Source organism: Robertkochia solimangrovi (assembly GCF_007279655.1).
GTDB lineage: Bacteria > Bacteroidota > Bacteroidia > Flavobacteriales > Flavobacteriaceae > Robertkochia > Robertkochia solimangrovi.
Map to the genome: position 1 here is coordinate 144076 of NZ_QKWN01000004.1, position 15296 is coordinate 159371.

Below are 15296 nucleotides of genomic sequence, written 5' to 3' on the forward strand. Positions count from 1 at the left end.
ATTTTTTTATCTCAGATCAGAAACCCAATTCAATTCCTTTAGCAACCTCAACTACAAACGCATCCGCAGCACCCGTATCCATGATCGCTCTGATCACTTCCTCCGACTTATCCGGCGCACACCAGGCTACCATACAACCTCCTCCTCCGGAACCAACGATCTTCCCTCCAAAGGCACCGGACTTCATTGCCGCAGTCACCATCGCATCCACTAAAGGAACAGAAACTCCAATATTTTCGCTTAGTAACCTATGATGGTCATACATCAACGCTCCAAGTATTTCAAGATCAAGAACCTCCTCTTTTAAAAGTTTATGTGCTTTCCGGGTTATATCATAGTTCTTTATCGCCGCCTCAAACAAAGGCAGCAAATCTTCATCTACCAATTCCTGATAGCGATCAAAATCTTCAACAGTACTCTCTTTTAGATCAAAAGCTGGCACAGCTCTTTGAATCTGTGAAATAGCCTTTTTGGTTAGCGTCCCTTTTGCCGCAAGCACCGCCAGCGTTTCCTTTGCTACACCGGAAACCCCTATCACAAAGGTTCCCAGCGATGATTTCAAAACCTCATGGCTGCCACTAACGGTATCCAGAAAGATTACTTCACCTAAACTGATAGAATACATATCCATAAGTCCACCCGGACCTGAAAACTCCAGAACTTCTGCCTCATAAGACAAACGTGCGACCTGTTGTTTATCGATCTCGCTGCCACAAGCCTTTAACAGGAACGCTACCCAGGCAACGACCAAAGCCGAAGAACTCGACAAACCTGCATTGATAGGGATATTTCCATACACCTCCAGATCATACGAATTTGCAGGAATAAACCCATGACGTCGTAAAACCCGTAATGCAGCGACGAAGAACTTATCCGAACCTCCAAGATCATTTGCATCTACATTGATGACAAATCGCTGGTCGATATCCGGCATATTAATTCTAAAATGCGAAAGAGTATTCGGAATTGCCTTTAAATGTATTGTCCGGTCAATAGCACATGCTATCACAGGAAGACCAAGATAATCCTGATGATCGCCAAATAGACAAATACGTCCGGGAGCGATTATTTCAATTTCATTCATATTCATAATTACTGGCAAAAATTCACAAAAATACTCAGATTCCAACTATTAATTTTATTCTAAAATTTGACTTTGCGTTAAAAAAACACAAATATATCCGGGCATTTACCCCTTAAAATAACAGGCAAACCACCCAATTTAAGAGTTAAACAGACACATACCCCTATTTTTTTAGGGGGTTAGATTAAAAAATTACAAATGAAGCGATACACCACCCCTAAATTACTAATGTTCAGCTCTTTTACACGCCTATATTTAACGATATGGTAATATTGGATATCTGGAAATTACATATTTACATTATTTATACAAATTATTTTATATACTTAAATTAATAACATCTTTTTGATTCCGACTTTGAATATTCCGCAGCTTTATTGATAAATTTGTGTAAATCACGAAATTATGAAGCCAGGAAGACTAGGACTTTACTCACCAGAGTTCGAACATGATAATTGCGGGGCCGGATTCATCTGCAATTTAAACGGAATACGAACTAACGACATCATACATAAAGCACTGGACATCTTAATACGTCTGGAGCATAGAGGGGCGGTTAGTGCAGACGGAAAAACAGGGGATGGAGCAGGTATCCTGATCGAGATTCCACATGCCTATTTTAAAAAGGTATGCGACTTCGAAATACCGGAACCGAAATCCTATGCCGTAGGTATGGTTTTCCTTCCAAGATCGGAAAATCAATCGCTCATCTGTATCAACAGTTTTAATCGCCAGGTACACAAACAAGGTCTTCGGGTCATAGGTTGGCGTGATGTCCCGGTTGACCACAGCTGTATCGGTGAGATCGCAGCAGAAACCGAACCGATCATAAAGCAAGTGTTCATCGATATGAACGGTCAGGATCTCAGTGAAAGCGATTTTAATGCAAAATTATTTGCTGCAAGAAAAATCACAGAACACGAAATCCTTAATTCACAATTATCAGAGTCCGGATATTTTTATTTCACCAGTCTTTCTACCAGCACTCTTATATATAAAGGACTTTTAATGCCGCAAGACATCAGCACCTATTATCGGGATCTGATGCAACCGGAAGTGGTGACCAAACTGGCATTGGTACACCAACGCTTCTCAACAAACACCTTCCCTACCTGGGATCTTGCCCAGCCATTCCGCTATATGTGTCATAATGGAGAGATCAATACGCTGAGAGGAAACCTCAGCCGAATGAAGGCCAGGGAAGAGCTTTTCAAAAGCGAACTATTTGGAGAAACGATCAAGGAGATTCCACCGATCGTACTCGAAGGAAAATCAGATTCGGCTTCTATGGATATGGTTCTTGAACTTTTACTGCAAACCGGAAGATCGTTACCGGAAGCTATGATGATGATGGTTCCTGAAGCCTGGGAAAGACACCAATCCATGCCAGACAATAAAAAGGCTTTCTATGAATATAACTCATGTATCATGGAGCCCTGGGACGGACCGGCATCTATCCCGTTTACCGATGGTAACTACATAGGCGCCTTACTCGACCGTAACGGATTGAGACCCTCTCGTTATACGGTTACGAAAGATGGTTATGTAATCATGTCTTCAGAAACTGGGGTGATCGACGTAAAACCGGACAATGTAGAACTACACGGACGACTCGAACCGGGAAGAATGTTCCTGGTAGATATGAATGAAGGAAGGATCATCGGTGATGAAGAAGTAAAGAATTCCATTGTAAACAAACGTCCTTACCGTGAATGGCTCGATGAAAACCTTTTACCACTTGCCAATATTCCTTACACTGGAAACAAAACACCGGTTGAGGATGTCGAATTCCTCACCCGACTAAAACTCTTCGGATACACTCAGGAAGATATAAAAACATTGATAGGACCAATGGCTTCTCAAGGAAAGGAAGCGATCGGATCTATGGGAACAGACACTCCGCTAGCAGTACTTTCAGATAAGCCACAACTACTTTACAATTACTTCAAACAACTATTTGCACAGGTAACGAATCCTCCTCTGGATGGTATCCGGGAGGAGATCGTTACTGACACCAGTATCTGTATTGGTGGTGACAAAAACATCTTTGACATCATTCCGGAGCAATGTAAAAAATTAAAGATTCAAAATCCTGTGATCTCCAATGAAGACCTTGACAAGATCAAATTCCTGGAGCATCCTGATTTTAAGGCAAAATCTGTTGCCATTCTGTACGAAGCTGATAAAGGGCTAAATGCTCTTGAGAGTCGAATGGAGACGATCGTTGACGAGATATCCCTCGCCATTGACCATGGGTGTAATATCGTGATCCTATCAGATCGTGGTGTTTCCGACAAACTGGCTCCAATCCCGGCAATACTGGCTTGTTCTTATGTACACCATTCACTGAAAAAAAGAGGTAAGCGATCATCCATCGGAATCATTATAGAATCTGCAGAACCGAGAGAACCGCATCATTTCGCATTATTGTTCGGCTACGGTGCCAGTGCGATCAACCCGTATATGGTTAATGAAATCATCGCTGAAATGTGTTCTAAGGGTGAGATTCCTTATGATTTCGACAAAGCGGTATACAATTTCAATAAAGCGATCGCAAAAGGAATCATCAAGATCATGAACAAGATCGGTATCTCTACCCTGCATTCTTACCGGGGAGCCCAGATCTTTGAAGCCCTTGGGCTGAACCAAAAATTCGTAGACACGTATTTCTGTAATACGACTTCCAGAATAGAAGGTATCGGCATCTATGAAATTGAAAAAGAAATCCAGAAACGTTTCAACGATGCATTTATCAGCAAAGAAGACTTTGCAAGTCTGGACCTTGATATCGGAGGTGATTATCGCTGGAGAAGAAATGGAGAACGACATATGTTCAACCCGACCACCGTTGCTAAATTGCAGCAAGCGGTTCGATTCAATAAATATGAAAGCTATGAGCAATATGCTCAAATGATCAATGAACAGAGCGAAAGGTTAATGACCCTTCGTGGCATGTTCAGATTCAAAGATCTCAACCCAATTCCAATTGATGAGGTTGAACCATGGACCGACATCGTAAAACGTTTTAAAACGGGCGCCATGTCTTTCGGATCAATCAGTAAGGAAGCACATGAGAATCTGGCCATAGCAATGAACAGGATCGGCGGAAAAAGCAACTCCGGAGAAGGTGGTGAAGATGCAGAAAGATTCCACAAGGACCTCAATGGAAACTGGAGAAACAGTGCCATTAAGCAGGTAGCCTCAGGACGATTCGGGGTATCCATCAACTATCTGACGAATGCCAAAGAGATCCAGATCAAAATGGCTCAGGGTGCTAAACCAGGAGAAGGTGGTCAATTGCCGGGACCTAAGGTAAATCCTTCTATTGCAAAGACCAGAAATTCGACTCCCTATGTCGGACTCATTTCACCGCCGCCACACCACGACATCTATTCGATCGAGGATCTTGCTCAATTGATCTTCGACCTGAAAAATGCGAATCGTGAGGCCAGAGTAAATGTAAAACTGGTATCGGAAGTTGGTGTAGGAACGATCGCAGCGGGGGTTGCAAAAGCAAAAGCGGATGTAGTTTTGATCTCCGGATATGACGGAGGAACCGGAGCGTCTCCCCTTACCTCATTAAGACATGCAGGGCTACCGTGGGAGCTCGGTATTGCAGAAGCCCAGCAAACCCTGGTATTGAATGACCTGAGAAGCCGAATCGTTGTTGAATGTGACGGTCAGCTTAAAACAGGACGTGATGTTGCCATCGCCTGCCTTCTGGGTGCAGAAGAATTCGGATTCGCAACAGCACCGTTGGTTGCTTCCGGATGTATCATGATGCGTGCTTGTCACCTGAACACCTGCCCGGTTGGAATTGCAACCCAGGATCCTGAGTTACGTAAAAACTTCAAAGGTACTCCCGAACACGTGATCAACTTCATGTATTTTGTTGCACAGGAGCTACGTCAGATTATGGCAGATCTCGGATTCAGAAGTATCAACGAAATGGTCGGTCAAAGTCAGAAACTGGATATGAACCGTGCTATTAGTCATTATAAAGCGCAAGGCATAGACCTCTCCAACATCTTATATAAGCCGATGGTCGCTGATCATGTTCAGCTTTACAATACTGAAAAGCAGGATCATCATCTGGAACATGTTCTGGATTTTGACATCCTGAGTAAAGCCCACCCGGCAGTGTACAGAAAGGAAAAGATGTCGCTTGATTTCCCCATCAGCAATATCAACCGTACGACCGGAGCGATATTGAGCAACGAGATCTCGAAGATTCATGGGGAACAAGGCTTACCGGAAGACACCCTGATCCTAAATTTCTTCGGATCTGCAGGACAGAGTTTCGGAGCATTTGCCACCCATGGTGTTACTCTTAAGATCAACGGAAATTCCAATGATTATTTCGGAAAAGGACTTTCAGGTGGTAAACTCATCGTGAAGGTACCGGAGGGTTCCACCTTTAAACCGGAAGAAAATGTGATCATCGGAAATGTGGCCATGTATGGCGCCATTACCGGAGAAGCTTATATCAATGGTATTGCAGGAGAACGATTCCTGGTAAGAAATTCAGGAGCCAAAGCCGTTGTCGAAGGAATCGGTGACCACGGATGCGAATATATGACCGGAGGTATTGCGGTTATTCTTGGAAAGATCGGACGAAATTTTGCTGCAGGAATGAGTGGTGGTATCGCCTACATCTATAACCCGGAAAACCGGGTGGATCAGAATAATTTCAACATGGAAATGATCGAACTTGAAGAACTTTCAAATCAGGATCAAACGGAAGTGAAATCATTGATCTCCAAACATGCAGCCTATACCGATAGTCCGCTGGCAAAATCGATTCTCGAAAACTGGGAAGCGAATGCGGGTTCATTCATCAAGGTTATGCCAACTGAATACAAAAGAGCACTTGAGGCAATGGCCAAAGAAAACGAATCAAAAGAAAAACAACTTACAACAGCATAGTCATGGGAAAACTAAGAGGATTTTTAGAATACGAAAGAACAAAGGAGAAGAATACCGCTGTTGAAGAAAGAGTTAAGAACTATAAAGAGTTCACACAGGAACTTTCCTCTGAAACACTTAGTGAACAGGGTGCGAGATGTATGGATTGCGGGATCCCATTCTGCCATAGTGGATGTCCGCTGGGTAACCTTATTCCCGATTTCAACGATGCAGTGTATCGCAACGACTGGGAAAAGGCTTTAAAACTGTTGCACTCTACCAATAATTTTCCGGAATTTACCGGAAGACTTTGTCCGGCTCCATGCGAATCGGCTTGTGTCCTGGGAATTATCGAACCACCGGTATCGATTGAACTCATCGAAAAATATATCGTAGAACGCGGATTCAAGGAAGGTTGGATCAAACCACAACCCCCGAAAAAGCGGACTGGCAAAACCGTAGCTGTTGTAGGCTCCGGACCTGCAGGACTTGCTGCTGCACAACAACTCAATCGCGCAGGACATAAGGTTACTGTATATGAAAGAGACGCTAAAGTGGGCGGGCTCCTGCGATATGGTATTCCGGATTTCAAACTTGAGAAAAGCATTATCGACAGAAGAGTCGCTATCATGGAAGAAGAAGGCATTACTTTCCAAACAAATGCCAATATTGGAGATGACATACCTGTTTCTGACCTCAGCGATTTCGATGCGATCGTACTTTGTGGTGGAGCGACCAAACGCAGACCTCTTCCAATTCCCGGGGCTGACGCTAAAGGAGTAATGCAGGCCATGCAGTTCCTGAAGAACAATAATGAAGTAGTAGACGGACTTCACGGTTTGGATCCGGAACTCAGCGCAAAAGACAAACATGTGGTCGTTATTGGAGGAGGTGATACCGGTTCGGATTGTGTAGGAACCTCAAACAGACATGGTGCCAAATCTGTGACTAACTTTGAGATCATGCCCATGCCGTCAGCGGTACGTACCGAAAATCATCCATGGCCATACTGGCCCTTCACTCTGAAAACCAGTTCCTCTCATCAGGAAGGATGTGACAGAAACTGGAGCATTCTTACCAAGGAATTCGTAAAAGATGAAAAGGGCAACCTAAAAGCTATAAAGACAGTAGAAGTAAAATGGGTTAACATTCCGGGAGAGCGTCCACAATTACAGGAAGTGGAAGGAACTGAAAAGGAATGGCAGTGTGACCTGGCATTACTTGCACTTGGCTTCACCGGACCTGAACAGACACTCAGTGAACAATTGAATATATATACAGATCCCCGAAGTAATTATCAGGGAAACAATTATCAAACAAACATCCCTCATATCTTCACCGCAGGTGATATGAGACGTGGACAATCATTGATCGTGTGGGCTATATCAGAAGGACGAGAAGCGGCCTATCATGTCGATAAATTTCTTATGGGAGCGTCTTCCCTTCCTTTTAAGGAAAAGGGAGATCTTCCTGCTGCTTAATTGCAATAATTAATTTGATTAGTAATTAACCCGGTCAGCAGGCCGGGTTTTTTATTGGATTAATTCAGCATCTCCCTTTTTAATTCTTACTGAATTGTCGGAATTTTACCAAAAATAAAGTTTTTCCATGAAAATTCACAACTACAAAATCACAACCCAATGGACCGGAAATAAAGGCTATGGTACCGCTGACTACCGATCATACAGTCGCAACCACCTCATCTCTTGTGAAGGCAAGGCACCCATTGAAGGTTCTTCCGATCCTGCTTTCATGGGAGACCCCTTACGCTATAACCCGGAAGAGATGTTTGTTTCATCCTTATCCGCCTGTCATATGCTTTGGTATCTGCATTTGTGTTCGTCAAATGGTATTACTGTAACGGAATATACAGATGAAGCTCAAGGCATCATGACCGAAGAAGAATCCGGAAGTGGAAGATTTACAAAGGTCGTACTCCACCCCGTAGTAACCATCGCGGAACTTGATAAACAGGAACTCGCTTTACGGTTGCATACAGCGGCAAATGAGAAATGTTTCATTGCAAACTCTTGTAATTTTAAGGTAGTACATGAGCCTACGATCAAAACGGCCTAAGTCGGAATCCAGGGTTTCCAAAACATAAAAGTATTGATATTCAGTCAGGACAGTAAAAAATAAATCTCCACAACCCCTTGAAAATAAAAGGATTTTATATTTTTTTGAAAATTTCTGTAACCTTTTTTCAGGTTGTTACGTATAATCTAAGGTATACCCAATTATTCATTTACAACAATCAGGAGAGATTAAATGAGACAACTGAAAATTACGAAGCAGGTTACTAACAGAGAAACCGCTTCCCTGGATAAGTATCTTCAAGAAATAGGTAAAGTAGATCTGATCACTGCCGATGAAGAGGTAGAATTGGCTCAGAGAATCAAAGCAGGAGACCAGCGTGCACTTGAAAAGTTAACGAAGGCCAACCTGAGATTCGTAGTATCTGTTGCGAAGCAATATCAGAATCAGGGATTAACCCTTCCTGACCTTATCAATGAAGGAAACCTGGGACTGATCAAGGCTGCCCAGCGTTTTGACGAAACCAGGGGTTTTAAATTCATTTCATATGCCGTTTGGTGGATCCGTCAATCGATTCTTCAGGCTCTTGCAGAACAATCACGTATTGTAAGATTACCTTTGAACAAGATCGGTTCGATCAATAAGATCAACAAGACCTACGCTTTCCTGGAACAAGCTCATGAAAGAGTTCCTTCTGCAGAAGAGATTGCAAAAGAGCTGGACATGTCTATCAATGACGTTAAGGAATCTATGAAGAATTCCGGGCGTCATGTTTCCATGGATGCTCCGTTGGTTGAAGGAGAAGATTCTAACCTATACGATGTACTTCGCAGTGGAGAATCTCCAAACCCGGACAAAGATCTTTTACACGAATCTTTAAGAACCGAGATCGAAAGAGCTCTGGAAACGCTTACTCCAAGAGAGGCTGATGTTATCCGTCTGTATTTCGGACTGGGAGATCAGCACCCAATGACACTGGAAGAGATCGGCGAAACCTTTGACCTGACAAGAGAAAGAGTAAGACAGATCAAGGAAAAAGCTATCCGAAGATTAAAGCACACATCCAGAAGTAAAATCTTAAAAACCTATTTAGGATAATCAGATTATTAAAATTGAAAAAAAAATCGTATTTTTCGACTTTGAAACCGTCTGATATTGTTTTAAAATATTTATAATTACAACAGTTTATCATAACTGTTCGTTTTTTGATTGATGAATGAACTCCGGCTGATTACCGGAGTTTCTTCATTTATATAGGTAACGTTTCTCTTCACTAACCCGACAGAACTCCATTCTTCAGACTTCTATTTAAGCAAATTACCTTATTTTTGCACTGTAATTAAATAAAGTAATGAACAAAAAACTTGTAGCCCCCTCTTTATTAGCGGCTGATTTTGCAAATCTCCAGAGAGATATCGAAATGGTGAATAACAGTGAAGCAGATTGGTTTCACGTAGATGTGATGGATGGTGTCTTTGTACCGAATATTTCTTTTGGAATGCCGGTGATACAAGCTATTGGTAAACATGCTAAAAAGCCACTTGACGTTCATTTAATGATCGTTGATCCCGATCGGTATATCGATACATTCGCAGAACTGGGCGCCTATAATCTAACTGTACATTATGAAGCATGCACGCATCTTCACCGTACACTTCAGGCGATCCGGGCAAAAGGAATGAAAGCAGGTGTTGCCCTGAACCCGCACACACCCGTGAGCCTGCTGGAGGATGTTATCAATGACATCGATCTGGTTATCCTTATGAGTGTAAATCCTGGTTTTGGAGGACAAAAATTCATCGATAATACCTATAGAAAAATCTCGCAGCTGAAAGAGATGATCGTAACGCATGACGCTTCCACTTTGATCGAGATCGACGGTGGTGTGAATGCCGGAAATGCAAGAGACCTGATCGATGCCGGTGCTGATGTACTTGTTGCCGGTAATTTTGTCTTCAGCAGTGAAAATCAACCTCAAACCATCGCTGACCTAAAAGCTGTTATTTCCTGATGCAACATAAAGAACTGATCATTATCGGAGGAGGCCCGATTGGCATTGCCTGTGGCCTCGAAGCAAAAAAGAATGGAATCGATTACCTGATACTGGAAAAAGGTACCATCGTGAATTCACTTTTTAATTATCCGGTCAATATGCAGTTCTTCTCTTCATCAGAAAAACTGGAGATAGACAATATCCCCTTTATCAGTAAAGAAGCTAAACCCAAAAGAAGTGAAGCCCTTGAATATTATCGAAGAATCGTCACTTCCAATGACCTGAACATCCATCTTTTCGAACCGGTAAAAAACGTGGAGCGAAAAGATGGCGTTTTTACTATTAATACCTCAAAAGAAACCTATACGGCCCAATATATAATCGTGGCTACCGGATTTTATGATCTGCCTAATACCATGGGGGTACCGGGTGAGGATCTTCCGAAGGTCAAACACTATTACAACGATCCGCATTACTATGCAATGCAGAAACTTGCGGTGATCGGTGCGAGTAACTCCGCTGTGGATGCAGCATTGGAATGTTACCGAAAAGGTGCAGATGTCACCATGATTATAAGAGGTCCGGAAATCGGAAGAAGAGTAAAATACTGGGTGAAACCTGATATTGAAAACAGAATCGCCGAAGGTAGTATCAAAGCCTATTACAATGCCACGATTTCTTCTATTACTCCGGAAAAGATCGATATAAACACCCCTGAAGGCGAGATCAGTATCGCAAATGATTATGTACTGGCCCTAACCGGTTATAAACCCAATTTTGACTTCCTGAAAAAATTAGGCGTACATCTTTCCGATGATGGAAAGTACTATCCACAATATGATGAGAATACCATGGAAACGAATGTTCCCAATCTCTATCTGGCAGGGGTCATTTGCGGAGGAATGGATACACATCTATGGTTCATCGAAAACTCCAGAATCCATGCGAAAATGATCCTGGAAAACATCCGTAAAACACATAAAGTATAATCGAACATCCTAATCTGTTCTGCGAAGAACCCCAGATCTGCCGGAAATCTAATAAATTATGGATTATGGATTAAGGATTAAGGATTGCTCTTATCTCATAACTTAATTCTTCATTCATAATTCCTAATTCAATAGACCCGCTCCAGAAAATACCTGATTATATCAGTAGTTGTCAACATTCCTACAATGGTTCTCCCATCAACTACCGGAAGTGCATGGAATTCACGATGCGCCAGAATATCTGCAGCAACCTTAATAGTAGTTTCCGGAGTAATACACTGAGGCACCCTGGTCATCACTTGTTTAAGAGAAAACATCTCATATGCCATATTATCGGTCTGATCATCTTCCTCATTAACCACATCCGCAAATCCAACCCGGAGCAGATCGGTAAGACTTAAAATACCGACAAGTGTTTTCCCTTTAATTACGGGAATATGTCGAATCTTATGGCGCCTGAATAGCGTTTCTGCCTTATACAGATCATCATCCACATGCAAATAGATAAGATCTTTGGTCATTATCTCCACGACCTTTTCATCAGCAGACAGCAACGTAAATTTATCTGTTTCCATATCACCATCATTTAGTTTAATAACTAAATATACCATATAACATACCGCCTTTCTATGACATAGGTCACCTTTACAGCCATATGTTTTTCGTATATAGTTTAGGGTAATTTTAATACTATTCCCTTCTGATTTTCGTATATTTTGAAAGGAACAAATAATTTTAAACTATGAAGGAAAAGGACATACCGGATTCCATCAGGAAACAGGTTGTTTTCACACTTAAACATTTCCCGGATCTCGTTAATACCCCTATAACATTTCGCTTTAAAGAAAATCTGACCAGATCATTTATGCAGGCGCAACCAGATCTAAAATCAATTTTCAGTACTGTAAAGAACAGAAGTTATACCATTTATATCAGCAAGAACTTCAATATTGAAGGATCTCCATTCAGCATTGAGGATCTTCCGGAGAATGTATTGATCGGATGGATTGCTCATGAACTAGGGCATATCATCGACTACAAAGATCGGAGTACATTAGATCTGTTCTGGTTCGGATTCAAATATGTGACCATGGGTAAACATTTGAGAGAAGCCGAAAGGCAGGCAGACCTCTTTGCTATTAAAAATGGAATGGGAGATTACATCGTACAAACTAAAAACTTTATCCTCAATAATTCCAGCCTATCGGAACGATATAAAGAAAGGATAAAAAGGTTGTATTTATCTCCTGAAGACATCATGCAGCTTTTGGAAAAGATCGAGAATTAGGATTTATTTTACTGCTTTAGACTTTACAAATTCTTCCCATGTCCTGAATTTATCCTCGGTCATTACTTTTTCCATTTTCACTTGCCCACCCTTTTTCTTATGCATCTCATTCCAATCGAAGAACAATTCAGGAGAGATCACCTCTACCTCCACACCTTTTAGCGCTTTGGAACGGGCCACCTTATAATTCTTATTAGCCTTCTTAAGGAAATCATCCAGCTTTTCAGCCAGTACTTCTTTCGAAGTCTCAGGATTCTCAGATCCAAGATACCATCGATGAATGTATTCTCCATTCTTTTTAACCGCCGCCAGTGTAAATTCACTTATAGTCATCCCTACACTTTCTTCAAGAGCCTTAATCGCATCATTCATTTTATTGACCGAAAGTTGAGAGCCGACCACGTTAAGAAAGAATTTCGTTCGTCCTGTTATCCTGATTTCTGCCTTTTCAACATTCGTAAACTTTATGGTATCCCCGATGAGGTATCTCCAGGCACCGGATACGGTTGATATAATGAGCACATAATCTTTATGAGGTTCTACCTCTCCTATTCCGATCGAAACCGCATCAGGTGTGAGACTACCATCTTCCAGAATATATTCAGGTTTAAATGGAACAAATTCGAAGTAGATACCATTATCGGTCACCAGGCGCATAGCATTGGTTTCCGGCCGTTGCTGATATGCTAAAAATCCTTCGGATGCCAGATAAGTATCGATCACCGTAATGGGTTTACCGAGTAATTTGTTGAAGCTTTGTTCGTAGGGTTCAAATGCAACTCCACCGGAGGTATATGCTCTTAGATTAGGCCAGATCTGATGTATATGCTCCAGCTGATGTGTAGAGATCACTTCTTTTAACATAAGCTCCATCCATGAAGGTATTCCGCTTAAGGCTCCAATATCCCATTCCGGGGCTTTTTCAGCAATCTTTTTAACGCGCTCATCCCAATTATCAATTCCAGCGATTTCTTCACCCGGTTTATAATAGGAACGAAACCAGGAAGGAATATTACTGGCACTAATCCCACTGATCTCTCCTTCCATATGCCCGTTATTTTCCTGAAGATTCGTGGAACTTCCGAGCATCATGATCTCCTTCTCAAAAAAATCAGCAGGCATATCGAAATTAGCCAATGCCGAAACCTGTTTGATTCCCGTTCCCCTGATCGCATCAAGCATATCCGCAGTAACAGGAATTCGCTTACTTTTATTCCCGGTCGTACCTGAACTCAGTGCAAAATATTCCGGAACACCCGGCCAGGTCACATCAGCTTCCCCATCCTGAACTGACTTCCAGTAAGCCTTTTCCATTCGGTGATAATCAAAATATGGCACCTTCTCCGCAAAGGCAACCGCTATATCATCCGAGGAGAGAATTTCATCAAAATCATGATCCTTTCCAAAACGTGTTTCCGATGCTTTCTCCAGAAGTTGTTTCAAAACCTTATGTTGAGATGATACTACTGACTCCTCAGGAGTGATAGCATCCTTAAATTCGACAAGTCCTTTAATGATTGATCCGATTAACGCCATATTTCATTATTGTTTCTGAAAAATTACACATTTTAGATCGGAACATGTATTAATAAAAAACTAAAAATTAGCGCATTTACATCGCTAAACCTTTATCGAGCAAACCAATGTAAAATGGCATCAGTTCATCAGCCATTTCGTCCTGATCATTCAAATCCGGATGATAACCACAACCATGTGGTTCTATATCAGAAAATTCAAAGATCTCTATATAATGATCATCCTCAAATTCACGCTTCACTTTACCCAGACATTCGGATAAAAGCACGGCCCCTTCTCCTTTCACCATAGGACTTGCAAGTAATGCGATACGTGCCTCCGGGTACTTGCTCAAGAGAAAGGTGACGAATTCAATATACTTCTGCGTAAATTCTTCCGGATCAAAAGGTGCTCGCTCTTTGGTCCCATCTCCTTCAGACATATCGTTTGTACCCAAACAAATGCTGATCAGATCGGGTTGAAAATTATTATAATCGAGAGGATGATCCATATCTCCATCCAGATTTAAGGATCCGTAAAGCTCAGGCACCACCGGTTCGGTTTCATCGTTCCAGTTCCTGTATATACCCCTTCCGCTAACCGCACTAATCCTGTAATCCGCTTTTAATTTCCTGCCTACCCGTGAAGCATAAGACAGATAGGCATTATGCTGATCGTACCATTCTCCCTGCCCACATGGAATCTCTCTTGCATCTGCCCCCATGCCACATGTGATAGAATTTCCGATAAATTCAATCTTCAGGTTTGGGTTGAATTCTGAGGCAACCAACTCTTCCGCCTGAGCATCTTCAAAAATCACACCTCCCGTTACAGCCTCGGTTAACTTATAAACGGTGATTTCATGGAAATCATCCACATTACCCAATGGTACCGCAATATCCGAATCCCCTTTCTTCTTTAATTGATATTTATAACTAAATGTATCATCAAGGGTCACCGCTATATAAGCATGTTCCTCCAAAACGGTATTCAGTCTTAATTTCAAAGTATCTCCTTTTGCTCTGAATCGTACCGAGGAAGCAGATCCGATCAAAAGACGTCCATCCTTGTCAGGGGCGGTTCTACCCATATATTGAAAATAAGAAGGCATTTCCTTAAAATGCTCTTCCTCGATCGTAATTATTTCATCATCAGATTCAGACGCAATACCCACAGAATCTATTGTCTCTGTTTCAGGCTCATCGCTAGTTGTTTTGTTTTCAGTATTCAACTTACAACTGTGGATCAGAAATATTAGGAGTACAAATTTTACGAGATATAGTTTTTTCATAGTATCAGGTTTATCCCTCCTTTTTATAGCCATAAAGGGCCACTTAGCAAGAGGTTAAATATTAATTATCAATAATTTACCGTCAATTTAATGATTATTATCCAATTGTTTAATCGAATAATCATTATCTTAATGCTGACTTATACACCTCATTAACAGATAATTAAAACTATTAACCCTCTAAAAAAATATAAATT

Annotated in this window: 11 protein-coding genes; 7 read left to right on the top strand and 4 right to left on the bottom strand. The window is 41.6% G+C overall.

What is annotated here, in order from left to right; genetic code table 11:
• Positions 1 to 16 precede the first annotated feature (16 nt).
• Positions 17 to 1084, bottom strand: a complete 1068-nt coding sequence (locus tag DMZ48_RS07245; RefSeq protein WP_162558679.1) for a GHMP family kinase ATP-binding protein — start codon at positions 1082 to 1084, stop codon at positions 17 to 19.
• A gap of 405 nt (positions 1085 to 1489) precedes the next feature.
• Here DMZ48_RS07245 and gltB point away from each other — a divergent pair, with 405 nt between their 5' ends.
• The 6 genes from gltB (at position 1490) to DMZ48_RS07275 (ending at position 11005) form a co-directional block, all read left to right on the top strand.
• Entirely contained in the window at positions 1490 to 6010 is a 4521-nt protein-coding gene (gene gltB / locus DMZ48_RS07250; RefSeq protein ID WP_143954462.1) for a glutamate synthase large subunit, read from the top strand.
• Between the two features lie 2 nt (positions 6011 to 6012).
• A complete protein-coding gene (locus DMZ48_RS07255; protein WP_143954463.1) occupies positions 6013 to 7470 on the top strand; it encodes a glutamate synthase subunit beta in 1458 nt (485 codons plus the stop codon).
• 127 nt (positions 7471 to 7597) lie between these two features.
• Positions 7598 to 8065 (top strand): OsmC family protein, encoded by a 468-nt coding sequence (locus tag DMZ48_RS07260; RefSeq protein WP_143954464.1) that lies wholly within the window; start codon positions 7598 to 7600, stop codon positions 8063 to 8065.
• Between the two features lie 192 nt (positions 8066 to 8257).
• Positions 8258 to 9121 (top strand): sigma-70 family RNA polymerase sigma factor, encoded by an 864-nt coding sequence (locus DMZ48_RS07265; RefSeq protein WP_143954465.1) that lies wholly within the window; start codon positions 8258 to 8260, stop codon positions 9119 to 9121.
• A gap of 253 nt (positions 9122 to 9374) precedes the next feature.
• Positions 9375 to 10034 carry a ribulose-phosphate 3-epimerase gene (gene rpe / locus DMZ48_RS07270; protein ID WP_143954466.1) on the top strand — a complete coding sequence of 220 codons (660 nt, stop codon included), beginning with the start codon at positions 9375 to 9377 and terminating at the stop codon, positions 10032 to 10034.
• Positions 10034 to 11005 (top strand): YpdA family putative bacillithiol disulfide reductase, encoded by a 972-nt coding sequence (locus DMZ48_RS07275; RefSeq protein WP_143954467.1) that lies wholly within the window; start codon positions 10034 to 10036, stop codon positions 11003 to 11005. Before rpe ends, DMZ48_RS07275 begins: the two co-directional genes overlap by 1 nt.
• 128 nt (positions 11006 to 11133) lie before the next feature.
• On the opposite strand, the gene DMZ48_RS07280 is transcribed toward DMZ48_RS07275, so the two are convergent.
• Positions 11134 to 11580, bottom strand: coding sequence for a CBS domain-containing protein (locus DMZ48_RS07280; protein WP_242009147.1), 447 nt, complete (start codon positions 11578 to 11580; stop codon positions 11134 to 11136).
• 167 nt (positions 11581 to 11747) lie between these two features.
• On the opposite strand from DMZ48_RS07280, the gene DMZ48_RS07285 reads away from it, so the two are divergent.
• Positions 11748 to 12293: a hypothetical protein gene (locus DMZ48_RS07285; protein ID WP_143954468.1), complete on the top strand. Its 546-nt coding sequence runs from the start codon at positions 11748 to 11750 to the stop codon at positions 12291 to 12293.
• A gap of 3 nt (positions 12294 to 12296) precedes the next feature.
• Here the strand turns inward: DMZ48_RS07285 and DMZ48_RS07290 are convergent, their stop codons facing one another.
• Both DMZ48_RS07290 and DMZ48_RS07295 read right to left on the bottom strand, forming a co-directional pair.
• Complete coding sequence (locus DMZ48_RS07290) at positions 12297 to 13829, bottom strand: GH3 family acyl-acid amido synthetase (protein ID WP_143954469.1); 1533 nt, start codon at positions 13827 to 13829, stop codon at positions 12297 to 12299.
• 76 nt (positions 13830 to 13905) lie between these two features.
• A complete protein-coding gene (locus tag DMZ48_RS07295) occupies positions 13906 to 15099 on the bottom strand; it encodes an SGNH/GDSL hydrolase family protein (protein ID WP_162558680.1) in 1194 nt (397 codons plus the stop codon).
• Positions 15100 to 15296: the final 197 nt, after the last annotated feature.